This window comes from Paraburkholderia sp. A3BS-1L (genome assembly GCF_051125215.1).
Taxonomy (GTDB): Bacteria; Pseudomonadota; Gammaproteobacteria; order Burkholderiales; family Burkholderiaceae; genus Paraburkholderia.
The window spans coordinates 1,868,442-1,892,185 of sequence record NZ_CP120443.1; the positions used below are offsets into that span (position 1 = coordinate 1,868,442).

26 protein-coding genes are annotated in these 23,744 nt (G+C 66.8%); 8 read left to right on the top strand and 18 right to left on the bottom strand.

The window, feature by feature from the left end; genetic code table 11:
• Positions 1-173: 173 nt before the first annotated feature.
• Genes P5W99_RS23500 through P5W99_RS23515 form a run of 4 tightly spaced genes read left to right on the top strand, consistent with a single transcriptional unit; the run spans position 174 to position 5,183 of the window.
• Positions 174-722: a (2Fe-2S)-binding protein gene (locus tag P5W99_RS23500; RefSeq protein WP_434663220.1), complete on the top strand. Its 549-nt coding sequence runs from the start codon at positions 174-176 to the stop codon at positions 720-722.
• On the top strand, positions 719-1,738 hold the full coding sequence (locus P5W99_RS23505) for an FAD binding domain-containing protein (RefSeq protein ID WP_434663223.1): 1,020 nt from the start codon (positions 719-721) through the stop codon (positions 1,736-1,738). Before P5W99_RS23500 ends, P5W99_RS23505 begins: the two co-directional genes overlap by 4 nt.
• Positions 1,735-4,089 (top strand): xanthine dehydrogenase family protein molybdopterin-binding subunit, encoded by a 2,355-nt coding sequence (locus tag P5W99_RS23510; protein WP_434663225.1) that lies wholly within the window; start codon positions 1,735-1,737, stop codon positions 4,087-4,089. The genes P5W99_RS23505 and P5W99_RS23510 overlap by 4 nt, the downstream gene beginning before the upstream one ends.
• Positions 4,086-5,183, top strand: a complete 1,098-nt coding sequence (locus P5W99_RS23515) for an enolase C-terminal domain-like protein (RefSeq protein ID WP_421025783.1) — start codon at positions 4,086-4,088, stop codon at positions 5,181-5,183. Before P5W99_RS23510 ends, P5W99_RS23515 begins: the two co-directional genes overlap by 4 nt.
• A 45-nt stretch (positions 5,184-5,228) precedes the next feature.
• Here P5W99_RS23515 and P5W99_RS23520 read toward each other — a convergent pair whose 3' ends face one another.
• From P5W99_RS23520 to P5W99_RS23535, 4 genes are read right to left on the bottom strand one after another with little or no spacing between them, the layout of a single operon-like run.
• Positions 5,229-5,807 carry a hypothetical protein gene (locus P5W99_RS23520; RefSeq protein WP_434663229.1) on the bottom strand — a complete coding sequence of 193 codons (579 nt, stop codon included), beginning with the start codon at positions 5,805-5,807 and terminating at the stop codon, positions 5,229-5,231.
• Between the two features lie 34 nt (positions 5,808-5,841).
• Positions 5,842-6,117: a DUF1488 domain-containing protein gene (locus P5W99_RS23525; protein WP_421025785.1), complete on the bottom strand. Its 276-nt coding sequence runs from the start codon at positions 6,115-6,117 to the stop codon at positions 5,842-5,844.
• A gap of 31 nt (positions 6,118-6,148) precedes the next feature.
• Positions 6,149-6,700, bottom strand: a complete 552-nt coding sequence (locus tag P5W99_RS23530) for a type 1 glutamine amidotransferase domain-containing protein (RefSeq protein WP_434663233.1) — start codon at positions 6,698-6,700, stop codon at positions 6,149-6,151.
• On the bottom strand, positions 6,685-7,077 hold the full coding sequence (locus P5W99_RS23535) for a hypothetical protein (protein WP_421025787.1): 393 nt from the start codon (positions 7,075-7,077) through the stop codon (positions 6,685-6,687). Before P5W99_RS23535 ends, P5W99_RS23530 begins: the two co-directional genes overlap by 16 nt.
• A 198-nt stretch (positions 7,078-7,275) precedes the next feature.
• On the opposite strand from P5W99_RS23535, the gene P5W99_RS23540 reads away from it, so the two are divergent.
• A complete protein-coding gene (locus P5W99_RS23540) occupies positions 7,276-7,767 on the top strand; it encodes a PRC-barrel domain-containing protein (protein ID WP_421025788.1) in 492 nt (163 codons plus the stop codon).
• 66 nt (positions 7,768-7,833) lie between these two features.
• Here the strand turns inward: P5W99_RS23540 and P5W99_RS23545 are convergent, their stop codons facing one another.
• From P5W99_RS23545 to P5W99_RS23595, 11 genes are all read right to left on the bottom strand, one after another.
• Entirely contained in the window at positions 7,834-8,097 is a 264-nt protein-coding gene (locus tag P5W99_RS23545; RefSeq protein ID WP_421025789.1) for a hypothetical protein, read from the bottom strand.
• Positions 8,098-8,114: 17 nt separating this feature from the next.
• On the bottom strand, positions 8,115-8,666 hold the full coding sequence (locus tag P5W99_RS23550) for a ferritin-like domain-containing protein (protein WP_421025790.1): 552 nt from the start codon (positions 8,664-8,666) through the stop codon (positions 8,115-8,117).
• 90 nt (positions 8,667-8,756) lie between these two features.
• Entirely contained in the window at positions 8,757-9,482 is a 726-nt protein-coding gene (locus tag P5W99_RS23555; RefSeq protein WP_421025791.1) for an endonuclease/exonuclease/phosphatase family protein, read from the bottom strand.
• On the bottom strand, positions 9,479-11,674 hold the full coding sequence (locus P5W99_RS23560) for a VTT domain-containing protein (protein ID WP_434663237.1): 2,196 nt from the start codon (positions 11,672-11,674) through the stop codon (positions 9,479-9,481). Before P5W99_RS23560 ends, P5W99_RS23555 begins: the two co-directional genes overlap by 4 nt.
• 236 nt (positions 11,675-11,910) lie before the next feature.
• On the bottom strand, positions 11,911-12,780 hold the full coding sequence (locus P5W99_RS23565) for an alpha/beta fold hydrolase (protein WP_421025793.1): 870 nt from the start codon (positions 12,778-12,780) through the stop codon (positions 11,911-11,913).
• Positions 12,781-12,844: 64 nt separating this feature from the next.
• Entirely contained in the window at positions 12,845-14,092 is a 1,248-nt protein-coding gene (mhpT, locus tag P5W99_RS23570; protein WP_421025794.1) for a 3-(3-hydroxy-phenyl)propionate transporter MhpT, read from the bottom strand.
• A gap of 93 nt (positions 14,093-14,185) precedes the next feature.
• Entirely contained in the window at positions 14,186-15,220 is a 1,035-nt protein-coding gene (gene dmpG, locus P5W99_RS23575) for a 4-hydroxy-2-oxovalerate aldolase (RefSeq protein WP_421025795.1), read from the bottom strand.
• A 4-nt stretch (positions 15,221-15,224) separates the two neighbouring features.
• On the bottom strand, positions 15,225-16,175 hold the full coding sequence (locus tag P5W99_RS23580; RefSeq protein ID WP_421025796.1) for an acetaldehyde dehydrogenase (acetylating): 951 nt from the start codon (positions 16,173-16,175) through the stop codon (positions 15,225-15,227).
• A gap of 13 nt (positions 16,176-16,188) precedes the next feature.
• A complete protein-coding gene (locus tag P5W99_RS23585) occupies positions 16,189-16,992 on the bottom strand; it encodes a 2-keto-4-pentenoate hydratase (protein WP_434663243.1) in 804 nt (267 codons plus the stop codon).
• Between the two features lie 21 nt (positions 16,993-17,013).
• On the bottom strand, positions 17,014-17,958 hold the full coding sequence (locus tag P5W99_RS23590; RefSeq protein WP_421047803.1) for a 3-carboxyethylcatechol 2,3-dioxygenase: 945 nt from the start codon (positions 17,956-17,958) through the stop codon (positions 17,014-17,016).
• A 2-nt stretch (positions 17,959-17,960) separates the two neighbouring features.
• Positions 17,961-19,820 carry a bifunctional 3-(3-hydroxy-phenyl)propionate/3-hydroxycinnamic acid hydroxylase gene (locus P5W99_RS23595; RefSeq protein ID WP_434663246.1) on the bottom strand — a complete coding sequence of 620 codons (1,860 nt, stop codon included), beginning with the start codon at positions 19,818-19,820 and terminating at the stop codon, positions 17,961-17,963.
• Positions 19,821-20,013: 193 nt separating this feature from the next.
• Here P5W99_RS23595 and P5W99_RS23600 point away from each other — a divergent pair, with 193 nt between their 5' ends.
• Positions 20,014-20,814: a DNA-binding transcriptional regulator gene (locus tag P5W99_RS23600; RefSeq protein WP_434663249.1), complete on the top strand. Its 801-nt coding sequence runs from the start codon at positions 20,014-20,016 to the stop codon at positions 20,812-20,814.
• A 30-nt stretch (positions 20,815-20,844) separates the two neighbouring features.
• Positions 20,845-21,690, top strand: a complete 846-nt coding sequence (locus tag P5W99_RS23605) for a GNAT family N-acetyltransferase (RefSeq protein ID WP_434663252.1) — start codon at positions 20,845-20,847, stop codon at positions 21,688-21,690.
• A gap of 29 nt (positions 21,691-21,719) precedes the next feature.
• On the opposite strand, the gene P5W99_RS23610 is transcribed toward P5W99_RS23605, so the two are convergent.
• Positions 21,720-22,211, bottom strand: a complete 492-nt coding sequence (locus P5W99_RS23610) for an SRPBCC family protein (protein WP_421025802.1) — start codon at positions 22,209-22,211, stop codon at positions 21,720-21,722.
• Between the two features lie 215 nt (positions 22,212-22,426).
• Here P5W99_RS23610 and P5W99_RS23615 point away from each other — a divergent pair, with 215 nt between their 5' ends.
• Positions 22,427-23,032 carry a DUF1571 domain-containing protein gene (locus tag P5W99_RS23615; RefSeq protein ID WP_421025803.1) on the top strand — a complete coding sequence of 202 codons (606 nt, stop codon included), beginning with the start codon at positions 22,427-22,429 and terminating at the stop codon, positions 23,030-23,032.
• A 26-nt stretch (positions 23,033-23,058) separates the two neighbouring features.
• Here P5W99_RS23615 and P5W99_RS23620 read toward each other — a convergent pair whose 3' ends face one another.
• Together P5W99_RS23620 and P5W99_RS23625 are read right to left on the bottom strand one after the other, a co-directional pair.
• Positions 23,059-23,325 carry a hypothetical protein gene (locus tag P5W99_RS23620; RefSeq protein ID WP_421025804.1) on the bottom strand — a complete coding sequence of 89 codons (267 nt, stop codon included), beginning with the start codon at positions 23,323-23,325 and terminating at the stop codon, positions 23,059-23,061.
• Positions 23,326-23,426: 101 nt separating this feature from the next.
• Positions 23,427-23,723, bottom strand: coding sequence for a cupredoxin domain-containing protein (locus P5W99_RS23625; RefSeq protein ID WP_421027026.1), 297 nt, complete (start codon positions 23,721-23,723; stop codon positions 23,427-23,429).
• Between the last annotated feature and the right edge of the window lie 21 nt (positions 23,724-23,744).

Below are 23,744 nucleotides of genomic sequence, written 5' to 3' on the forward strand. Positions count from 1 at the left end.
GCGGCGCCACGCCGCGCGCCGCGTCATTTCCCGGACCGCTGCAACGCCGCTGCAACGCCGCTGCAACCGCGGGCTGCAAACCGCGGGCTGCAACCGCGCTGTAACCGCAGCCCGTAACGGCCGCTGAACCCCAGCCCGTAACCGAATTTGAACCGAGCCCGAACGAGTCAGCCATGCACACCGCCACTCCCCCCCGCCTGCACGACGTTCCAACCGCTCCCGACCCCGATGCGGTTGGCGTCGTCCTCACCATCAACGGCACGCGCCACGCTTTGACCCTGGAGCCGTGGACGAGCCTGCTGGACCTGCTGCGCGAGCGCTTTGCGCTGACCGGCACCAAGAAAGGTTGCGACCACGGCCAGTGCGGCGCCTGCACGGTGCTCGTGGATGGGGTGCGCGTCAATGCGTGTCTCGCGCTCGCGGCCGCCCACGATGGCGCCGCCATCACGACGGTGGAAGGCCTCGCGCACGGCGACACGCTGCATCCGGTGCAGCAGGCCTTCGTCGACCACGACGCGTTCCAGTGCGGCTACTGCACGCCGGGCCAGATCTGCTCCGCCGTGGGCCTGCTCGCCGAGGGCCACGCCCATTGCCGCGACGACGTGCGCGAGCAAATGAGCGGCAACCTGTGCCGCTGCGGCGCGTATGTGAACATCGCCAACGCCGTCGACGCCGTGCGCCGCGCGCAGGCCCATGCCGCCGGCGAGGAGGATGCGCCATGAACCGCTTTTCGTGGATGCGCGCGACGAGCGTGGCCGAGGCCGTGCGCCTGCATGCCGTCCTGGACGACGCCCAGTTCCTCGCGGGCGGCACCAATCTCGTCGATTTGATGCGCGAAAACGTCATGCGGCCTGCCGCGCTCATCGACATCACGCGGCTGCCGCTGCGCGGCATCGAGCCGACGCCGCAAGGCGGGCTGCGCATCGGCGCGCTGGTGAGCAACAGCGCGCTCGCCTGGGACGCGCGCGTGCGCGAGCGCTACCCCATGCTCGCGCAGGCCATACTCGTGGGCGCTTCGGCGCAGATCCGCAATGCCGCGACGCTCGGCGGCAATCTGCTCCAGCGCACCCGCTGCCTGTACTTCTACGATCCGGACACGCGCTGCAACAAGCGCACGCCCGGCAGCGGCTGCGCCGCGCTCGACGGCGTGAACCGCATGCACGCGATCCTTGGCGCGAGCGAGCACTGCATCGCGACGCATCCGTCCGATCTGTGCGTCGCGCTCGCGGCGCTCGATGCGAGCGTGCACGTCGCGGGACGCCGGGGCGAGCACACGCTGCCGTTCGATTCCCTGCACTGCCTGCCCGGCGATACGCCGCATCGCGAGACCGTTCTCGACCAGGAGGCGCTCATTACCGCCGTCGAGTTGCCGGCGCAAGGCTATGCTCGGCACTGCACGTATCTGAAGGTGCGCGATCGCCAGTCGTATGCCTTTGCTTTGGTATCCGTAGCATTGGGCCTGCACGTGGAGGACGGCGTGATACGTGCGCTCGGCTGCGCGCTCGGCGGCGTCGCGCACAAGCCGTGGCGCGACCGCGCAGCCGAAGCGCAGCTGATCGGCCACGCAGCCGACGACGCCCATGCGCACACGCACTTTGCCGACGCCATCGTGGCGCGCGCCGACCCGCGCCCCGGCAACGCCTTCAAAGTCGAGCTCGCCCGCCGTGCCATCGTGCGCGCATTCGAGCGCGCGCTCGCGCGCCAGCCAGCGCAGAACGCCGAGGAGGACGCAGCATGAGCACCGATCGTCATGTCGCAACACCCGCCGCGGCGGCCCGCGCGCCGCACGCTCAGGCGCGCATCGGCGCGCCGCTGCCGCGCGTGGACGCCCGCAGTAAAGTCACGGGCGCCGCGCGCTATGCGGCCGAATTTCCGGCTGCGGGACTCGTGCACGGCGTGGTCGTGAACGCCCCGTGCGCGCGCGGCGAGATCGTCGCCATCGACGCCTGCGCGGCGCAGGGCCTGCCCGGCGTGCTGCTCGTGCTGACGCACGAAAACCGCCCGGCGCTGGCCGTCGACGACGCTGCCTGGAAAGACCAGATCGCGCCGGGCGGCAAGCCGTTCCGGCCGCTCGGCGACGCGCGCATCCGCTATGCGGGCCAGCCCGTCGCGCTGGTGGTGGCCGAAACGCACGCGCTTGCCGAGTATGCGGCGTCGCTCGTGCGCGTGCGTTACCGCAGCGAGCCGCATCAAACCGATCTCGGCAGCGTGCTGCGGGACGCCGTCATGCCGTCGCTGGAAAAAGGCGGCTTCGAACCGCCGCCCGCGCCGCGCGGCGACGCTTACGAGGCGCTCGCGCACGCCGACGCGCGCACCGACGCGTTCTACTCCACGCCGGTGGAATTCCATCAACCGATGGAGCCGCACGGCTGCACGGTCGTGCCCTCGGCGGACGGCCGCTTCACCGTCTATGAAAAGACTCAGGGCGTGCGCAACACGCAGCGGTACTTGATGCACGTGTTCGGTCTGGCGCAAGACCGCGTGCGGGTGATTTCGCCGTTCGTGGGCGGCGCGTTCGGCTCCGGCCTGCGGCCGCAGTATCATCTGCCGCTCGCCATGATGGCCGCGCGCAGCTTGCGCCGCCCGGTGCGCGTCTCGCTCACGCGCGCGCAGATGTTCACTTTCGGTCATCGGCCCGCTTCGGTCCAGCACGTCGCGCTCGGCGCGCGCCGCGACGGCCGGCTCGAAGCAATCATCCACGAAGCCGTGGGAGAAACTTCGCAATTCGAGGATTTCACGGACGTGGTCGTGAATTGGGCCGGCCAGCTCTATCGCGCCGATCACGTGCTGCTCGGCTACAAGCTCGCGCGCCTCGACGTCTACACGCCCATCGACATGCGCGCGCCCGGCGCCGCCCAAGGGCTGTTCGCGCTCGAGTGCGCGATGGACGAGCTCGCCGTGACGCTCGGCATGGACCCGCTCGAGCTGCGCATCCGCAATTATTCGGTCGACGATCCCCAGAAGCAGCGGCCGTTTTCGAGCAAGGCGCTGCTCGAGTGCTACGCACAGGGCGCGGAGCGCTTCGGCTGGGGCGCGCGCGTGGCCGCGCCGCGCTCGATGCGCGACGGCCACGAGCTGGTGGGCTATGGCATGGCCACCGGCATCTGGGAGGCGCTGCAAACCGAAGCCAGCGTGCGCGCCACGCTGCGCCCCGACGGCGTGCTCGCGCTCGCGAGCGCCACGGCCGATATCGGCACCGGCACGTACACCGCCATCTCGCAGATCGGCGCCGACGCCCTGCACATGCCGATTGAGGACGTGCGCTTCACGCTCGGCGACACCTCGCTGCCGGACGCGCCGATCGAAGGCGGATCGTGGACCGTGGCGTCGGTGGGCAGCGCGGCCTGGGTCGCCTGCCGGCAACTGCGCGCACGGCTCGCGCAGTTGCTGGTCGAGCACGGCGGCGTGGGCTTCGCGAACCTCGACGCCGATACGCTGAGCGAGGCGCTCGCGATCGAGCGCGGCGAAGTTCGCCTGCGCGGCGGCACCCACGGTGAAACCCACGGCGATACCCAGGACGGCGCACAGCAAGCCGAAAGCGCGGCGCGCATCGCCATTGCCGACCTGCTCGAGCGCGCGGGCATGAAGACGCTCGAGGAGCAAGTCACGCTCAAGCCCGATGCGCAGCGCTCGCGCTATTCGCTGGCGACGCATTCGGCCGTGTTCGCCGAAGTGCGCGTGGACGAATCGCTCGGCCAGGTGCGCGTCGAGCGCGTGGTGAGCGCGGTGGCCGCCGGGCGCATCGTCAACGCCGCGACCGCCGCGAACCAGGTGGCAGGCGGCGTGGTGTGGGGCATCGGCATGGCGCTGCACGAGCGGGCGCAGTTCGATCACGCACTCGGCCGCGTCATGAATCACAACCTGGCCGACTACCTCATGCCAGTCAATGCCGACATCGGCGACATCGACGTGCTGTTCGTCGATGAGCACGACGACGTCGTGAACCCGCTCGGCGCGAAAGGCGTGGGCGAGATCGGCGTGGTGGGCGTGGCCGCGGCGATTGCGAACGCGATTTATCACGCCACGGGCAAGCGCGTGCGCGCATTGCCGATCACGCTCGATTCCCTGCTCGAGGTCCCTTCGCCATGAAGCGCTCGCCCGTCTCGAACCTGCGCGTGCAGGCCTATACGATTCCCACCGACCGCCCCGAGGCGGACGGCACCATTGCCTGGCGGGCCACCACGCTCGTGGTCGTGCACGCCGATGCGCTGGGTCAAACGGGCATCGGCTACACCTATGCGCATGCGAGCGCCACGGCGCTGATCGCCGGCGTGCTCGCCGACGCCGTTCGCCAGCACGACCTTCATGACATCGGCCGCATCAACCTCGAGATGCAGCGTGCCGTGCGCAACCTCGGCCGGCCCGGCCACGCGGCGCGCGCGATCTCGGCCGTCGATGCCGCGCTCTGGGACCTCAAGGCCAAGGTCTTCGGCGTGCCGCTCGTCGCGCTGCTGGGCGCCCAGCGCGAGAGCGTACCCGTGTACGGCAGCGGCGGATTCACGAGCTACGACCTCGACACGCTCGCGCGGCAGTTGCGCGGCTGGGTCGAGCAGGACGGCTGCCAGTGGGTGAAGATGAAGGTCGGCTCGCAGCCCGGCGACGATCCGGCGCGCGTGGCAGCGGCGCGGCGCGCCATCGGCGATGCGGGGCTGTTCGTCGACGCCAACGGTGCGTATGCACTCAAACAAGCGCAACGGCTGGCGGCCGCCTTCGACGCGCAGGGCGTGCAATGGTTCGAGGAGCCCGTTTCATCGGACGACCGGCGCGGCCTTGCGGCGCTGCGGGCGGCGCTGCCGCCCGCGATGGCGCTGGCCGCGGGCGAATATGCCTGCACCGCCGACGACTTTCGCGCGCTGCTCGAAACGCACGCGGTGGACGTGCTGCAGGCCGATGCTTCGCGTTGCTGCGGCATCACCGGCTTTCTCCAGGCCGATGCGCTCTGCGACGCGTGGCACATCCCGCTCTCGGCGCACTGCGCGCCGGCGCTGCACCTGCACGCGGCTTGCGCGGCGAAGCGCGTGGAGCACATCGAGTGGTTCCACGATCACGCGCGCATCGAAGCGATGCTGTTCGACGGCACGCCGCGCCTGCAAGACGGCCGGATCGCGCCCGATCTGGCGCGGCCCGGCTGCGGGCTGGCATTGCGTCACGCCGATGCGAAGCGCTACGCCGTGATGTCGTGATGTCGTGATGCCGTGACGTCGCGCGATGGCGCGACGCGGGCCGGTTCACAACCGCATCGGCTCGACCGTCCGGGTCGGGTCGAAGTCGGCCCATTGCCCGTTCTGCCAGCGGCCGTTCGCGCGCTCGACCTCCATGCCGCCCGCTTGCTCCAGCACCTGCGCCGCGTTTTGCTGGGTCTGCGGACTCACGTGGACCGCCACGAGCACACCCGATTCGCGCGCCTTCGGCGTGCCGTCCGGATCGTGCCCGATGTCGGGCGGGCGTCCGCGGCCGCCGCCGCGCGTTTGCCAGAGCGCGCCAAGCAAGGTGCCGACATAGGCGCCCACGCCGGCGGCCACCGCCAGCACGAGCAGCGAGCGCAGAAAGAGCCATGAAAACACCAGGGCGCAGACAAGGCCGAGAATCGCACCCCCGGCCGCGCCCGCACCCGCGCCGAGCGACGTCCAACGCGACTGCGGATCGGCATAGCGGTCGCCGCCCACCGCAAAACGGGCGTGCTGGCCACCGGGGTTCACGTAGAACAGCGACAGGTCCTCATCCACGAACCCGTGGTTATGGAGCTTGTCGATGGCCGCTTCGGCGTGATCGAACGTCGTGAAGCGGCTCGCAACGATCAAAGACATGGCAAACCTCCCTGGATTTCAATTGCCGCCTGGCTCAGTCGTCCTCCGCGCGAAAGTACCCGCTATGCAGCACCACGGCGCCGTGGGTCTGTGCGATCGCTTCCGTGCACGCGGCGTGGATGCGCGCCAGCCCCCGCGCGAACGCATTGCGCAGCGGCTCCTCGCGTGCCGAGTCCGCACCGAAATGGTCTTCGAGCGCCTCGGCCGTAATGGCGCAGTCGAGCGGCGCGCCGTCCACCTCGGCCACGAAGCGCATCAGCAGATTTGCGCCGTCGAACCGCGGCGGCTCGCTCCGGTATCGAATGTGCATTTCCCGATTCCTCCCAATGCCTTAAAGGCTGCTAGAGCGGAGCCGACGTCGCGAGGCAGGCGATCAGCTCCGCGTTGAACGCCGGCAGGTCGTCGGGCTTGCGGCTCGTCACGAAATGCCCGTCGCGCACCACGCGCTGGTCCACCCAGGTGCCGCCCGCGTTGCGTATGTCGTCCTGCAGCGAGGGCCAGCTCGTCATGGTGCGCCCGCTCACGATTCCCGCCGAGACCGCCAGCCATCCGCCATGGCAGATCGCCGCGACGGGTTTGTGCGCGGCGTTGGCGGCGCGCACAAACTCGCGCGCCTCGGGAATCATCCTGATCGCGTCGCCGTTGATCACGCCGCCGGGCAGCACGACCCCGTCGTAGTCGTCGGCCTTCGCCTGCGCGAACGTCTGGTCGACCTTCACGCGGTTGCCCTTGTCCAGGCGGCGAAAGCCCTGAATCTCGCAGCCCTTTTGCGAAATCACATCGACCTGGGCGCCCGCTTCGGTCAATGCCCGCAACGGTCCCGTCAATTCGGATTCCTCAAATCCGTCAACGGCGAGAATCGCTACCTTGCAGTGCTTCAATTCATTCGACATCGCTGTTCTCCTTGAACGGGTTCATATTGCTCGACGTCCATCTGTCGCTGAGAAAGCTTCAGGTTCCCGGCCCAGCGCGGCGCGGCGCCGTCGAGGCACACGGTCCCGTCCGGCGGATGGTCGAACAGGTCATCTCGCGCGGCCTGGCCAATCGCGTCTCGCACCACGTCGGCATGGTTGGTGTAGTGATTCGCTTGCGCGATGCGGCGAGGAACGTCGAAGGCAATCCGCGCCGCCCCTTTTCCATCGGATCTGAAGATCACGACTACGGGCAGGGCAAGCGTGCCGATGAACATGGCGCGGTGCTCCACCTCGCCATGATCGAGCCCGATAGCGAAAAAGGTGAATTCGACGGAGTCCAGCAGCAGTTCGTCCACGACGCATCGCCTGTAAAGATGCATACCCTCGAAACCGCATCGGCCATGCCCGGGCGCTTCAGGCATACGCGATGCGGAGTCATGAGGCGTGACAACGCGCATCCTGGAGGCAACCCGTCTGCCTTCGCAGCGAACAAGCGTTGCACACCCCGTTTCACACCCCGTTTCACACCCTTACGATCAATTCAGGAGTCCATTATGGCCATAACCACCTCCCAAACCGGCGCGCACATCGTTGGCAAAGGCAGCCAAACCGCAGCCGGCCCCGGACCGTATATCATGGCGTCGAGCACGCTCGAAGGCGACCACGTATTCACTTCGGATAACGAAGATGTTGGCAAGATCAAGGAGGTTATGCTTGATGTGGAGCGCGGAAAAATCGCCTACGCCGTCATGTCGTGCGGCGGCTTTCTCGGCATCGGCGACAAGCTGATGGCGCTGCCCTGGGCTGCGCTCACGCTCGATACGACCCATAAATGCTTCATCCTCAACGTAACGAGCGAACGCATCAAGACCGCGCCGGGATTCGACAAGGATCACTGGCCGGTCATGGCCGACATCGGCTGGGCCACGACACTGCACGAGTACTACGGCACGCGTGCGCACTGGGACGAGCCCGTTTCGCCAACCGGCGAGGAACCGTTACGCGAGCCGCCCGTGCCGCCGGAAGCAGGCGGCGTAAAGCTCTAGCAGAACGAGCGCGCGGCGCCGCAGCGGGTACGGCGCCCCGAACGAAGCGCGTGGGATTGCGCCGGCCTACCTTCCCCTGCGCTTCGTCGAATTGGTATTCGCGATGGCATCGTTCTGCGTGCGCCGCTGATAATCGTCGCCGCCCCACCGGTCGGTGTCCTTGAGTCCCCGCCGTAGGTCGCGATACCCCTGCTTGCCGACGCGTCGCGGCTCCGCTTCCTCTTGCGAGTGCGGTTCCTGGTCGGCTTCATGCGGCAGCAAGGGATCGCTGGTGTGCGCGTCGGTCGGCTTTCCCTGACCGATGGTCGAGGTCTGGCGAGAGAGCTTCATAGCGGTCTCCGAAATGGCTATGCACGCTTTCCGGCGGGCAGTCCTGCCAGCAGCTCCGCCATTTCATCGGCGTGCTCTTCTTCCTTGGCAAGAATGGTTTCCATCACGCGACGCGAGGTCGGGTCCCGGTCGGAAAGGTACTGAATGATCTCGCGATAGCTGTCGATGGCGATGCGCTCCGCAACCAGGTCTTCGCGAACCATGGAGACCAGCGTATCGCCTTCGACGTACTCCGCGTGACTGCGCGTGCTCAAGTCGTCGGGCGAGAAATTCGGTTCGCCGCCGAGCTGCACGATGCGTGCCGCGATCTGGTCGGCATGCTGCTGCTCTTCGTTCGAGTGCTCGAGAAATTCGTCGGCAATGCTCTTCGACTCCAGACCGGTAGCCATGAAATGATGCCTGCGGTATCGCAGCATGCATATCAGCTCGGTTGCGAGCGCGTTGTTCAGCAATTCGAGCACGGCATCGCGGTCGGCGTGGTAGCCAGGGGTGACCGCGCCCTGCACAATATTCTCGCGCGCCCGTTTGCGGATCACTTCGAAGTCGGTCATGGAAGGCTTCTGTGACATGGAGTTCTCCATCGGGGTTGGATTCAAAACGCGTCGGGACCGGCCGGCAATGGGCAAAAACCGGCGGCCTCCACGTCGATAACACGCGCATCACCCATGCCCGGGCGCAAGGCCGTCGGCCGAGATGCGCGCAACCAGCGGCAGATGGTCGGAGGCGACGCGCGCTTCGCCGTCGCGATGCACGCGCACGCTTTGCAGCCGGCTCACCGGGTGCATCCAGATGCGATCGAGCGCGAACACCGGCCACCATGAAGGAAACGTGGCGGGCGCGGGCGCGGCGCGAAAGTGCGCGGTGAGCAGGCGCAGTGCGTGCCGCCACAGAAACCACTCGTTGATGTCGCCCGCGAGCACCACCGGCAACACAGGCCGGTCGAACGCGGCCAGCAATTGGGCGATCTGCGCGTACCGCTCGCGCCCGCTCAGGCCGAGATGCGTCGCGACGACGCGCAACGGCTCGCCGCCATGCAGGATATCGACGTCGAGCGCGCCGCGCGGTTCGCGGCTGCCGAACGACAGATCGATCGTGCGCGTCTCCCTGATCGGGCAGCGCGTGAGCACCGCGTTGCCGAAGCGCCGCGCGGGCAGGTCCAGGGTCGGGCCGGCCACCGCCTGCCAACCGGTTGCGCCGCTCAGGACGGCCAGCACGTCGAAGTGGGAAGCGCCGCCCAGCGGCACCTCCTGCAATGCGACCACATCGGCATCGATATCCTTGAGCACGCGGGCGATACGTTCTGGCGCGTACCTGCGATCCGTGCCCACCGCGCCGTGAATGTTCCAGGTGACGATGCTCAGCGGCGCTTGCGCGGGCCCGTTCATTCGCGCGGCCTCAAAAGGCGCTGCAGCATCAGGGCAAGCCCCACGAGCAGCGCGCCGATGGCAACCAGCAATCCGATCGTGCCGGGCCCCGGATGACGCAGGGCGGCAGCCAGCTGATGGGCAAACAGGGTGCCCAGCACGATGCCGGGCGTCATGCCGATCAGCGTGCCGAGCAGGTAATCTCCCGGCCCGATATGCGAGGCGCCTGCCGCGAGATTGACGAGCGAGAACGGGGCGAGCGGCACGACGCGCAGCACCACCACGGCGGCAATGCCCTGACGCGCCAGGCGTTTGGACAGCCGGTCCAGCCGCGAGCCCGCATGCCGGCGCACCGCGTCGCGCCCCGCCCAACGGCCGATGGCGTAAGTGACGAGCGCAGCGAGCAGCGAGCCCGACAACGCATAAAGGCTCCCCGCGAACGCGCCGAACAACAGTCCTGCGCAGACGATCAACACCGTAACCGGCACCGACGCGACAGCGGCCAGCGCATAGGCGCCAATCACGAGCACGGGACCGAAGGGCGCCGCCGCGAGCGAGCGCGCCGCCTCGCCGATGCGCGCGAGGCTCAGGAAGCGCGCGAGCGGCGTGTAGTGCCAGGCAAGCGCCATTGCCGTTGCCAGCAGCGCGCACGAGCCGAGCACCAGCAGACGTGCGGTAATCGAACGGCCGCCGCGTCCCGGCACGAACTCGCGCACCACTTCGTCGGGCACCGCCGGCCGTTCGGGATCGACAACCGCGCTCTCCGGAACCCACTGGTCAAGTCCGGACGACACGCGCGGCTCGAGCGTGCGCAAGGCGCGCCCGCCCCCGGAGAGGCTCGCGACGACGCGATGGATATCGCCGTCGAACTGCGCGAACGCGCGCTCCACTTGCGAGCGGTGCGCACCCAGATGCTCGGCGAGCAGACCGTTGCGCGCCGCCGCGATGACCGCCCGCACACGTTCGTTGCCGGCAGCCTCCAGCGCGATGTTGCATTCGGTATCGAGCACCATCGAGCGGTTGTTGAGATTGGCGCTGCCGATCACCAGCAGTTCGTCGTCGACCGTCATCAGCTTGCTATGAACGTTGATGAACGCGTCGCCGAGACCTTCGACCCATGGCGAGTAGTACCGTAAGCGATCCTTATGATCTGCTTCGCGCAGGCGCTGATACAGGCGCGCTCGCAGCGTGCCCATGGTTGCCGATTGCAGCCACCCCGTTTGCCGGCAGGGAAGCACGGCGGCGACGGCGGGCGCATCGGGCTGGGCGAGCCGTTGTGCCAGCGCGTCGCCAATCGTGCTCGCGGTGAAGTATTGGTTCTCGATATAGATCGTCTTGCGCGCGGCCCCGATCGCGGCCCCATAGAGCGCGCGGATGTGCTGGCAGCCCCCGTGCCCCGCATGCGGCGCGGCCGTGAGCGCGATGCCGAGCCAGACGTCCTCGACGTCCGCGGCAAAGTCCGGCGGCCACGGGTCCGCTGCGTCCTGTGCGGGCGGCCCGGCGGCGCTGGACGCCGCCGTCCGGTGAGCGGGTGCGCGGCGCGCCGCCGTATTCGCCAGGATCCAGCGCTCTTGCGCGAGCACGCCCACGATGCGCGCGGCGTCGCCATCGAACATTGCCTGCACGTCGTGAACGGGGCCATACATCTGCCGCGGCCCATTGCAGCGGCGCGGCTCGCACGGTGCGTGCGCGCGCGTGTCCCAGCGCGAGCGCGTGAGGTCGATCCCGCCCACGAACGCGAGCCGGTCGTCCACCACCACGACCTTCTGGTGATGCGACGCACCCGGCGGATGCCGCCCGTCGAGCCGGAATTTCAGGCGCCCGCCGCTGCGCCAGTCCAGCTTGTAAGCCGGCAGCCATTCGCGCTCGAACGCATAGAGCATCGCGAAGTCCCAGGCGAGGATGTGCACGCGCAACGCCGGGCGCTCAGCCACCACGGCCGCCAGAAAATCGCCCAGCGTGTCCGGATAGCCATCGCCCGCACCACCCGGCACCAGTTTGACGCGGCTGTCGATGTCCCAGCCCACGATGGTCACGCTGCGCTGCGCGCGAACGATCGCCGCGCGCACAGCGGCGAAATAATCCTCCGCGTCGACCAGCAGCCGCAGGCGTGGCGCGTGACGAATCGAGTGACACGTCTCGCCAGGACGCAGCAGCCGCGAATGCGAGGCGGGTCCGGCCGTGGCGCCGGTTGCCTTCGCGTCCTGATTCATCAGTACTCCTCGTGTGCGGATGCGGCTGCGGATAACGCCAGTCATCCGGCCGCATCGTGCCCACGTTTTCGCAACAACCGTGCCTGTGGAGTTCGTCCCCGCGCAACCGGGCCGCAGCGCCAAGCCGCCCGCGCGCTCTCGGCGCGCAGGCGGCAATCGTGCCGGCACCGCGCGAGCGCGATATTGCGCAAGGCTTGTGCCGAACGGGCCTGCGCCCGCCCCCAGGCGCCGCACTCTCAGTGCTTCAAAAAGTCGATCACCATGCGATTGAACGCTTGCGCATGCTCCCATTGCGCCCAGTGGCCACACCGGTTGAACACATGCAGTTGCGCGTTCTGCATGCCAGCCAGCAGGCGCAGGCCGATATCCATCGGCACGAAACGGTCGTCGCGGCCCCAGATCACCAGCGCAGGTGCAGCAATTTCGCCCAGGCGCGGGCCATAGTCGCTGAACTGCTTCGGGAACGCGGCGAGGCTCTTCACGAAGTTCTCCAGGTGATCGCGGCGCGCGAGCATGTTTTCGAGGCGAGTCTGCATCAGCTCGTCGGTCAACGCGCTCGCATCGTAGACGAACACGTTCATCATGCGCTTCAGGTTCTCGATCGTCGGATCGCGATAGAGACCTTGCAGCAGCTTGATGCCTTCGGTGGGCATGGGCGCGAAACTGCTCGGGCCGCCGGTGCCGCCGCCCATCAGCACGAGCTTGCCCACGCGCTGCGGGTTCTCGAGCGCGAAGGCCACTGCGCTGTGGCCCCCCATCGAATTGCCGAGAATATGCACGCGCTCGATGCCGATCGCATCGAGCAGGCCCTTGAGCACGCGCGCGTTCAAGTCCGAGCGCGAGCTGGTGCAGACGATCGGGTCGCTCTTGCTCCAGCCCGGGCAGTCCATCAGGATCACGCGGTAGCCGGCCGCGACGAGCGGCTCGACATTGCGGTTGAAGTTGGCCCAGCCGCTCGCGCCCGGACCCGAGCCGTGCAGCATCACGACCGTTTCGGCGCCCTCGCCCGCATCGTTGTAGTGAATCTGGAACTCGACCTCGCCGTCCTTCACGCGAGCGAACTTGCTCGTCGAGGCTTCGGTGATTGTGTGTGCAGTACCCGTCATGATGACCATCCCTTAAAACGTCAACCCGATACGGGAGAAGGCGCACGCCTCCTCCCCTTCAATCTCATGCGCCCTGTGCGCCTGGCGCGCCGTGCTGCTTGAATGCGCCCACCACGCTGAGCGCCGCGAGCGCCGCCGCCACGACGAGCGGAATGCTCGAGCCCACGAGCATCGACGGGCTCTGGCCGAGCGCGAACAACTGGCCCGCCACCAGCGGTCCGAGAATCGAGCCGAGGCGCCCCACCGCCACCGCGGCGCCCACGCCCGTGCCGCGCACTTCCGTGGGATACGCGTGGCCTGCCAGTGCGTAAAGCACCGACTGGCTGCCGACGATAAAAAAGCCGCACAGCAGGCCGCCGAGCGCCGTGGCGCTTGCGCCCCCCGCACTCGCGAGCACGGTGAGCGCGGCCACGATACCCACATACATGCCGATTACCGTGCCGCGGCGTCCGAAGCGATCCATGATGGTTGCGATGGCAACGGCACCGACGCCGCCGCCGATGTTGAACAGCATCAGCACGAGATTCGACTCCACGCGGGTCAGGCCGCGCGCGAGCACCATCGAGGGCAGCCAGTTCATCAGGAAGTACAGGACGATGAGCGTGCCGAGGTAGCTGATCCACAACGCAATGGTCGTGCGCGCGCGGCCCTGATGCCAAAGCGCTTGCGCCACGCCCGGCGTGCCTTCCTTCGCCACCGTCGACGCCTTCGCGGCCACGAACTGCCGTGATTCGCGCAGGAACAGACCGAGCAGCGGCACCATCACGATCGGGCCGAGGCCGCCGACATAGAACACGTGGCGCCAGCTCGCGTCGCCCGTTCCCAGCATGCCGATCACGGCTGCGATCGCCGCGCCAAACGGCATGCCGCAGTACATCGCGCCCACCGCCGTGCCGCGCTGCTGCGGGCCCGCCGCCTCCGAGCACAGCGCAATCAGGTTGGGCATGGCCGCACCGAGCCCCAGGCCCGTGAGCAGACGCGCGACCAGCAGGCTCTCGAAGCTCCACACCATCGTCGTGGCGAGCGAGAAGAGCCCGAACAGCGTCACCGACCACATGAGCACGCGCTTGCGGCCAAGGCGGTCGGCAAGCCGCCCGCCCAGCGCCGCGCCCGGCAGCAGGCCGATCGCGCCCGCGCTGAACGCCCAGCCCATTTGCGCCACGGCGAGATGAAACTCCTTCGCCATGCGCGGCCCGGCTACGCCCGCCGATTGCAGGTCCAGCCCCTCGAGCAGCGCAATCGCCAGACACAGGGCAATGGTTGCCCTGCCGCTCGTTCCACTTCCTTCAGCACCACTGTTTCGCGACGTCATAAAAGTCTCCGTATCTCTATGCGAGCCGCTCTTTCCGGCGGCTATCCATGACAGCGCCGCGCACCCCTTGCAGGCCGTGCGCGGCGCCCCTGATCAGGACTGCAATGCTTCCATGCGATTCTTCAGATCGAGCGCCACATCGACGATCATGTCCTCCTGGCCGCCCACCATCCGGCGCTTGCCCAGTTCGACGAGAATGTCCACCGTCTTCAGGCCATACTTTTTCGCTGCCACTTCCGAGTGGCGCAGGAAGCTCGAATAGACACCGGCATAGCCGAGCGCGAGCGTTTCGCGGTCCACCCGCACCGGGCGGTCCTGCAGCGGACGCACGATGTCGTCGGCGGCATCCATCAGCGTGTAGAGGTCGGTGCCGTGGTTCCACCCCATGCGCTCCGCCGCGCCGATGAACACTTCGAGCGGCGCATTGCCCGCACCCGCACCCATGCCCGCGAGCGATGCATCGATGCGATCGCAACCTTCCTCCACCGCGACGATCGAGTTCGCCACGCCGAGCGAGAGGTTATGGTGCGCGTGCATGCCCGTTTGCGTTTCGGGCTCGAGCACGGCTTTCACCGCGTGAAAGCGCTCGCGCACGTCGTTCATCGTCAGCGCGCCGCCCGAGTCGACCACGTAGATGCAGGTCGCGCCGTAGCTTTCCATCTTCTTTGCTTCGGCGGCGAGGTTTTCCGGCGTGGTCATGTGGCTCATCATCAGGAAGCCCACGGTGTCCATGCCCAGCTCGCGCGCGTACTCGATGTGCTGCTTCGAGATGTCGGCTTCCGTGCAGTGCGTGGCGATGCGCACCACGCGCGCGCCCGCGTTGTACGCAGCCTTCAGGTCATGAATCGTGCCGATGCCGGGCAGCAGCAGCGTCGCGATCTTCGCGTGCTCGACCACGTCGGCGACGGCCTCGATCCATTCGAGGTCGCTGTGCGCGCCGAAGCCATAATTGAAGCTCGAGCCCTGCAGGCCGTCGCCGTGAGCGACTTCGATGCTGTCCACCTTCGCGCGGTCCAATGCGCGGGCGATGTCCTGCACGTTCTGGATCGAGTACTGGTGGCGAACGGCGTGGCTGCCGTCGCGCAGCGTCACGTCGGAGATATAGAGTTTCTTGCCCGGATTGTTCATCGCCTTAGGCTCCTTGCATGCTCAAGAGCGTTTTCGCCATGCGTTCGGCGGTGGCGAGCGCGGCGGAAGTCATGATGTCGAGATTGCCTGCGTATGCGGGCAGATAGTGCGCGGCGCCCTCCACTTCGAGGAACACCGAGGTTTTCAGGCCGCTGAACTGGCCGAGGCCCGGAATATTGAGCGGCGCGCTCGCGGGAATTTCGTCGAACTGCACCTTCTGCTTGAGGCGGTAGCCAGGCACGTAGGCATGAACCTTCGCAACCGTCTCTTCAATCGACCGCTCGACTTTCTCGCGGTCGACCATTTCGGATAACGTATAAACCGTGTCGCGCATCATGACCGGCGGCTCGGCGGGGTTCAGCACGATGATCGCCTTGCCCTTCGCGGCGCCACCCACCACTTCGATAGCCTTCGAGGTCGTTTCGGTGAATTCGTCGATGTTCGCGCGCGTGCCGGGGCCCGCCGACTTGCTGCTGATCGATGCGACGATTTCCGCGTAGTGAACCTTCGCCACGCGCGACACCGCGGCAACGATGGGGATCGTGGCCTGGCCGCCGCAGGTGACCATATTGACGTTGAGCGCGTCGATATGCGCGTCGATGTTCACGACCGGCACGCAGTACGGGCCAATCGCGGCCGGCGTGAGGTCGATCATGCGGATGCCGGGCTTGTGCGAGCGCAGCAGCGCATCGTTCTTCACGTGCGCGCCAGCGGAAGTCGCGTCGAATACGAAGTCGATGTCGTTGAACACGGGCAGGCGCGTGAGGCCGACCGCGCCTTCATGGGTGGTCGCCACGCCAAGGCGCGCGGCGCGCGCGAGACCATCGGAGTTCGGGTCGATGCCGACCATCGCCGCCAGCTCCAGATGTCGGCTATTGCGCATGATCTTGATCATCAGGTCCGTGCCGATGTTGCCGGAGCCGATAATCGCGGCCTTGAGTTTTTCGGAAGCCATATGAATTCCTGTGTCAGGCGGAGAAAGTTGCGCAAACGCTGCCGAGGCCTTCGATTTGCGCGGTGTAGATGCCGGGTTCCCTCACGGCGACCATGGGCCCAAGCGCGCCCGTGAGCACCACGTCACCCGCGCGCAGCGGCGTGCCGAACTGGACCATGCGGTCCGCGAGCCACACGGCGGCGTTGAGCGGATTGCCAAGGCAAGCCGCGCCATTGCCGCGCGAAAGCACCTCGCCATCGCGCGAAAGCGCCATCGCGCAGGCCGCGAGGTCGATCTGCGAGAGCGGCACCGGGCGGCTGCCCACCACGAAGCGGGCGCTCGACGCGTTGTCGGCCACGGTGTCGACGAAGCGGATGTCCCAGTTCTGGATCCGGCTGTCCACCACTTCGATCGCCGCGAGTGCATACGCACTGGCGCGCAGAATATCGACGAAGGTGTGTTTCTCGTGCGTGAGGTCATGCTCCAGCACGAGCGCGATTTCCGCTTCCACCTTCGGCTGGATCAGTTGCGAAAGCGGAATCGCTTCGGCATCGCCATAGGCCATCGAAGCGAAGAGCGCGCCGAAGTCGGGTTGATCGACGCCCAGCTGCTTTTGCACCGCGAGCGACGTGAGGCCGATCTTGCGTCCCACGATGCGCTCGCCATTCGCTACGCGCAGATCGACGTTGGCTTGCTGAACGGCGTAAGCGGTGGCGATATCGTCCAGCGCAATGCCGCCCGCCGCGATCTCGCCGCGAACCGGCTCGATCGTGTTGCGCGACGCTTCGGCTTCGCGCAGGCGTGCGGCCAGCGCCGCGACACGTTTCAAATCTGTCATGGTGAGGCTCCGTACGTTCTGTCAAGCCGCGTCGAGCGTGGCGTGCATGGTGGCAAAACCCGCGATCCACTCGGGAATCTCGCGGTAATAGTCAAGCGTTGCGCGATACGGGCCATAAGCGGCCAGCGCCCCGAACGCCGCAACCCACGTGCGAATCTCGTGCGCCGACTTGCCGCCATCGCGCGTGATCGCCGCGTTGGTCATGCCGTCCACGGAGGTCAGTTCACCCGAGGCGAGCCGCTCGAGGAATGCGCGATCCCATGCGGGGTTGAGCGGATGCAACGGGCTATCGCCGGCCGCGAACGACTTCGCGGCGGCCACGGTGCGCGCCTGGCGCGCGGCGCGCGAATCGGGCGGCGGGTTGCGGCCCGCGATCAGGCGTTCGGCCACTTCAGGCGTCGCGCCAAGGAGTTCGGGCACCGGCGGCTCGTGCGAGATGCCGCCCGAGCCGACCACGAGCACGCGCTTGCCACTGCGCGAGAAGAAGCGGCCAATCGCATCGCCCAGCAAACGTGCGCGGCGCAGCGTCGCCATGGGCGGCGCGACGGAGTTGATGAACACCGGAATCACCGGGTAGCGGTCGAGGCCGCCGGTGAGCACTTCGAGCGCCTGCGCGCAGCCGTGATCGACCTGCATGCGATATGAAAGCGCCGCGTCGATATCGGCGTCGAGAACGCTTTGCGCGAGCGTATGCGCGAGTTCTTCGGGCACCGGCAGCGTGCCGGCCATGCTGTTGAAGTCGCCGATGGCCTCCGCACGTGCGCCGATGCAGAACGGCGGCATGACGTCGTAAAAGAAGCCGTTGAAGTGATCGGGTGCGAACGCAACGATCAGATCGGGGTTGAACGCTTCCACGCGTTCGCGTGCGGCGCCGCACACGCGCTCGACCTCGGCCACGACTTCAGGCGCGGGATCGAAATAGCCATGCAACGGCGTATGCGACAGGCATTCGAGGTGAATCGGCATGCTCATGCTCCTGCGGCGCCCGCGACGGCCACGCCGCGCACGGGACGGTTTTGCGGTGCGGCTGCGCCAGCTTCGCGCAGCGCAGGTTCGGCGGCGTCGGTCATGCCAAGCTTGTCCGCAAGCTCGACGAGCGCGCCGGAAACCTGCTGCGGCGTGCAAACGCCGGCGACAAAGCGGTCCGGACGCAGCAGCACGACCGACTCGGGCAGGCAGCTGAACCACGCTTTCAGCCGCCCCTGCACGTCGCCGAGCGCGAGCACGCCCGGGGGCACGTCGTCGGCGTATTCGAGTTGCACGTCGGGCTTCGCGAACACGAAACGCACGCCCAGCCGCTCACACAGCGCGCGTGCTTGCGGCGTGAGACCGAAGGTCGGGTCCGCGCCCCAGGCGAGCACCGCGAAACCATTGCCGATCGCATCGTCGAGGCGCACTACGCGACCATCGGCGAGCCGCACGCGTGGCTGGATGAACATGCGCCCCACCGGCGAAGCAGCGAGCCGATCACGGCCATGCGCGAGACGGCCGATCAGCGAGTCGCGCTTCTCGCTCATCAAGCCGAGCAGGCGGCCCGGCGCCGAGTTGCCCGAGCGCTCCAGCATGCTCGCGAACCAGCCGCCGGTTTTTTGCGGCGGCGGCAGCAGCACGACGCCCGCTTCATAACGCGGCATCGGCTTGAAGCGCATTTCCACGAAGTAACGCTTGACCGCAGGAAACACATTCATCGAGCGCACGAAGGCGTCGCGAAAGCGCGCGCCAAAGCGCGTGGTCGGCGCGAAGATATCGCCCGCGACTTCGGAGAGGTGGATCATCGAGCGCGCATGCGCGCGGCGCTCCACGGTGTAGCTGTCGAGCAGCCGGCCATCGGCCTGGCCCTTCGCGACCATCGCGAGCTTCCAGCCCAAATTGTTCGCGTCACGAATGCCGCTGTTGTAGCCCTGCCCCTGCCATACGGGCATGATGTGTGCAGCGTCGCCGGCGAGCAGAACGCGGTCTACGCGGAACGTAGCGGCCAGGCGCGCGTTGTGCGTGTACACGCGCTTGCGGATGTAGTCGACCTTGTCGGGATCGGCGACTACCTTGCGGATCAGCGCAGCCATGTTCTCGGGCTTCGAAAGCGCTTCCTCGGTCTCGCCCGGCATCACCATGAATTCGAAGCGGCGAATGCCATGCGGCAGCGCAGCCGAAACATAAGGGCGCCGATGATCGCAATGCATGTAGACATGCGGCGAGCCTATCGGGTCGTTGCGCACATCCACCACGATCCATTGATTCGGCTTCGTGCGGCCTTCGAAGGGCACGTTCAGCGCGCGGCGCACGAAACTGTTGCCGCCGTCGGCGCCCACCATGTACGCGGCGCGGATCGTGCGACGCTCGCCGTTCGCGTCGCTCACGTCGATCGTCACGCCCTGCGCGTCCTGCTCGAACGCGTCGACGGAGTGGCCAAACAGCACTTCCACGTGCTCGAATCGATCGAGGCCTTCGTAGAGCACACGGTCCGCGAGCGGCTGGATGAACGCGTTGCGGCGCGACCAGCCGAATTCGTCGGTGCGCGGCTCGATCGAGGCGAAGCAGTGACCGTCCTTCGTGACGAAGCGCATCCAGTGGTCGGGCGTGGTGTGCGGCAGCAGCGCGTCGGCCAGGCCGATCGACTGGAACACGCGCAATGCTTCGTCGTCCAGACCAATGGCGCGCGGGTAGTCGATGATCTGGTCGAGCTTCTCGACGAGCGTGACACGCACGCCTTGCAGGCCGAGAATGTTGGCGAGGGTGAGGCCGACCGGACCTGCGCCGATGATGGCGACGTCGGTGGCAATCTGGCGGGGGCGGATCGTATCCGCCGCCTGGGCGAGTGGGGTGTTCATGTGTCTCCTTCTCGCGCGACTTATGCGGTCGCTGCGGATGCTGACAGGTCGTGCCTGAAAACGGATCACCCGCTTGAACGCTGTGTCGAAGCCCGGTGAATGGAAGCGAGTCTAGGTTCCACCCGTTGCGCGCTCAACATTTTTAGAGAAATGTGCATAGAATGCACATAGTTGATTTTTAAGGCGTTTTCCGATGACGAAGTATGCAAACGTGCGAGGGCTGGCGCGCGGCCTCCAGGTGCTCCAGGCGCTCAATGCCATGGAGAACGGGCGCGCGACGAGCCAGCAGCTGAGCGAGGCCACCGGCCTGCACCGCACGACGGTGCGGCGCTTGCTGGAAACCCTGGTGGAAGAGATGTTCGTGCGCCGCAGCGCGTCGGACGACAGCTTTCGTCTGACGATGAACGTGCGCGGCCTGAGCGAAGGCTTCACCGACGACGAACGGATCGCGACCATCGCGCCGCCGATCATGGCGCAAATGCTCCAGCGCACCGTGTGGCCTTCGGACCTCACCACGCCCGACGGCGATGCCATGGTCATCCGCGAGACCACGCACCGCTTCAGCCCGCTTTCGTTTCACCGCGCCATGGTGGGCCGCCGCCTGCCCATCCTGCTCACGGCCGCGGGGCGCGTGTACTTCGCGATGTGCCCCGAGGCGGAGCGCGAAGATATTCTCGAGCTGCTACGCGCGGGCACGGGCGGCGAACAGCAGCAAAAACTCGCGGCGGACAAGGCCTTCATCCGCAATCTCGTGCGCCAGACGCGCACGGATGGCTTTGGCTCGAATCACGGCGACTGGGCTGACCAGCGCAAGATCGGCGCACTCGCCACGGCGATCGAGACGCAAGGGCGCGTGCTCGCGAGCCTCAATGTGATCTACCTGGAGCAGGCTATCAGCCCGGCCGAGGCAGTGCGTCGCTTCGTGCCCGAACTGCAGCGCGCCGCGCAGGAAATGGTGGCGGCGCTCGAAGCGCAAGGGGACGCCGGCCGCTAGTATCGGCTTTATCTCCAACCGGGAGGAACCATGGATCAAAGCGGAGACTTCATTGTGCGCACCATGTCGGCTGACGAGGTGGCCATGTCGGTCGAATGGGCGGCTGCGCAGGGGTGGAACCCCGGCTGGCATGACCCGCACTGTTTCAGGGAGGCGGGCCCGGATGGCTTTTTCGTCGGTGTCTGGCGCGGCGCGCCGGTCGCGTGCCTTTCCGCCGTTGCCTACGACGAATGCTTCGGCTTCATCGGTCTTTACATCGTGAAGCCCGGGTTTCGCGGCAAAGGCTTCGGCATGCGAATCTGGCAGCACGGCATGCGTTATCTCGGAGCGCGCAACATCGGTCTCGATGGCGTCGTTGCCCAGCAGGCGAACTATCGGAAGTCCGGGTTCCAGCTTGCGCACCGCAACATCCGCTATCAGGGGCGCGTGAGCGGCATCGGGTGCGCGCATGTCTCGGCAGCGGCCAACGTGCCGTTCGAGCAGTTGCTTGCCTATGATCGCCAGTGTTTTCCCGCAGCGCGCGCGCGTTTCGTCTCCACCTGGATCGCGCAGCCGGACGCCGTTGCGCTCGCGACAGTCGACGCGGGCCGTGTCGCCGGATACGGCGTCGTGCGCCGCTGCAAGACGGGCTGCAAGATCGGCCCGCTCTTCGCCGACGACGCGGACGTCGCCACGGGACTGTTTCGCGCGCTGGCGGCGAGCATGCCCGGCGAGGTCATCGTGCTCGACGTGCCGGAAACGAATCCTGCTGCGGTCGCGCTGGCGCAACGGCACAACATGAGGAGCGTTTTCGAAACCGCGCGCATGTACACGAAGGACGCGCCGGCCATTGCGATCGATCGCGTGTTTGGGGTGACATCGTTCGAGCTGGGGTGAGTTCGGGAGAGTCCCGCCGATGCCTGCATCTATTGCGGGTTGGCGCTGCATTCGACCAGCCGCGCCTCGAGCAGGCGCGCGAGCGCCAGGCCGCCTTCGCGCATGATTGCATCGTGATTCCAGCGAAATGCGAGCCGCACAGGCGGCGCGAGCGCGAGCGCGTTCATCCAGGCACGGGCCGTCCTGACGTGCCAGTCATAGCGCACCACCGTGCGGCTGCCCTCGGCGGCGAAATGCCAGCGGCCCACGCCTTCAAGCGCGCCGCTGGCCTCCCCCTCCAGCGCAACGAGCGGCGCGACGCGCGTCACGCGCACGTCGATGATCACCCGATAGGGAAGCACGCCCTTCCACGTATATCGATGCACGGCGCCCAGACCATCGGTTTCGCCCGCCTGCAACTCGCGCACCGCTTCGACGCTCTTCCACCACCTCGGCCAGTTAATCGAATCGTGGACCGCGTCCCACACCTGCTGCACCGGCGCCTCGATGCACCACAAGGTGGTCAAACGGAATTCCGCCATCGCTCTCCTCCACTTTGCCTGCGATACGGCCACGCGTATTCGCGGGCAGGCCCGGCGCATGCGTGTATGTCCGCGCGAACATTGCGTAGCGCGGTGTTCCGGAATTACCCTTGGATCCACCATCGCATTCATTCGAGTATAGGAGGCACGATGCGCATGCAGGTAATCGGCGCGGGCCGCAAGGGGCTCGCACTCACGGCGGGCATCGCAGCGCAATGAGGGACGCACCGCCACCGGACCGGGATCTCGTTGCTGACGCACAGGCACGCTTCAATGCGCTGGCAAACTATCGGGTCAGGTTGAAATCGATATCGGCGGGCGAGGAAGCGGTCGAGGTGCGCTATGCCTACCGCAAACCGGGCTTCGTCCGGATGGATTTCATCCGCCCGCATGCCGGCGCGACGCTCGCCTACGACCCGGAAGCGGGGCAGGTCAAGCTTTGGCCATTCGGGTTCGATACGTTTCCGAGGCTCATGCTAAGCCCGGACAGCCGCATGATCCAGAGCCCGCAGGGTCATCGCATCGACCAGTCCGATATCGGCACGCTGCTCATCCATGTTCGTGAGCTTCAGCAGCATGGCGAGACGCAGCTCGTGGGCGTTGAGACTATCGGCATGTGCCGGGCGTCGCACGTGATCGTGACGTGCGGGCCCGGACGCGCAATAGCCGGCGTGTTCCGCTATGAGCTGTGGTTCGATATCGTCCATGGGCTGCCTGTCAAGGTCGCGAGCGAGAACCCGTCAGGCAAGCCGATCGAAACGGTGCTGATGGAAGACCTTCGCATCGACTTGCCAGAGTCGCAACTCGAACCGTTTGGCTAGTCACCCGGCCCAACGTGCGCACGCATTCAACTACCGAAATAGAGCGTGCAAAAGCTGACCGGACCGACACAGTTCGGCTCCGCCCTGCCAGCCGCCGAAGGTCCGGCGACGCCTGGCGCGCCCGAACCGATCATCTCTGTGCCGCCGCTTGAATTTTGCGGGTTGCCGGCCGCCTGCTGCACGGAGTCCTGGCGAACTTCTGCACCGGTGTTTTCCTGAGCGAACCCATTGGCCGCGGTGCCAGCCGTTGCAAGAATGGCAATGGAAAAGCCTAAGACAAGATGCGTGTTCATTTCGAATTCCTAAAGTTAAATCCCATGAAATTTCGCTTGCTGCATCATGCAGAACTCAGCTTGATTCGACTTTATTCTGGGCGGATCAGTCGCCAATCCGCCTACTGCACCGTGATGGTTGCCTTCATGTACGGGTGGATGCCGCAAAACACCTTATAGACCCCCGGCTTGTCGAACTTGAACTGAAAGGTGTCGTCCTGGTCGAGTGCCGCCGAGTGGAATACGCCTGCATCGTTGACGATCGAGTGCGGCTCGCCATCCATGTTTTTCCAGGTCACGGTCGTGCCGGTCTTGACCGTCAGCGACATCGGCGAAAACATGAAATTCTTGATGATGATCTCATCGGGGCCCTGGGCCTGCGCGGCAGGCGACGCTGCGGTCAATGCCACGATGAGCATCCCGCTCCAGACGGAGGGAAT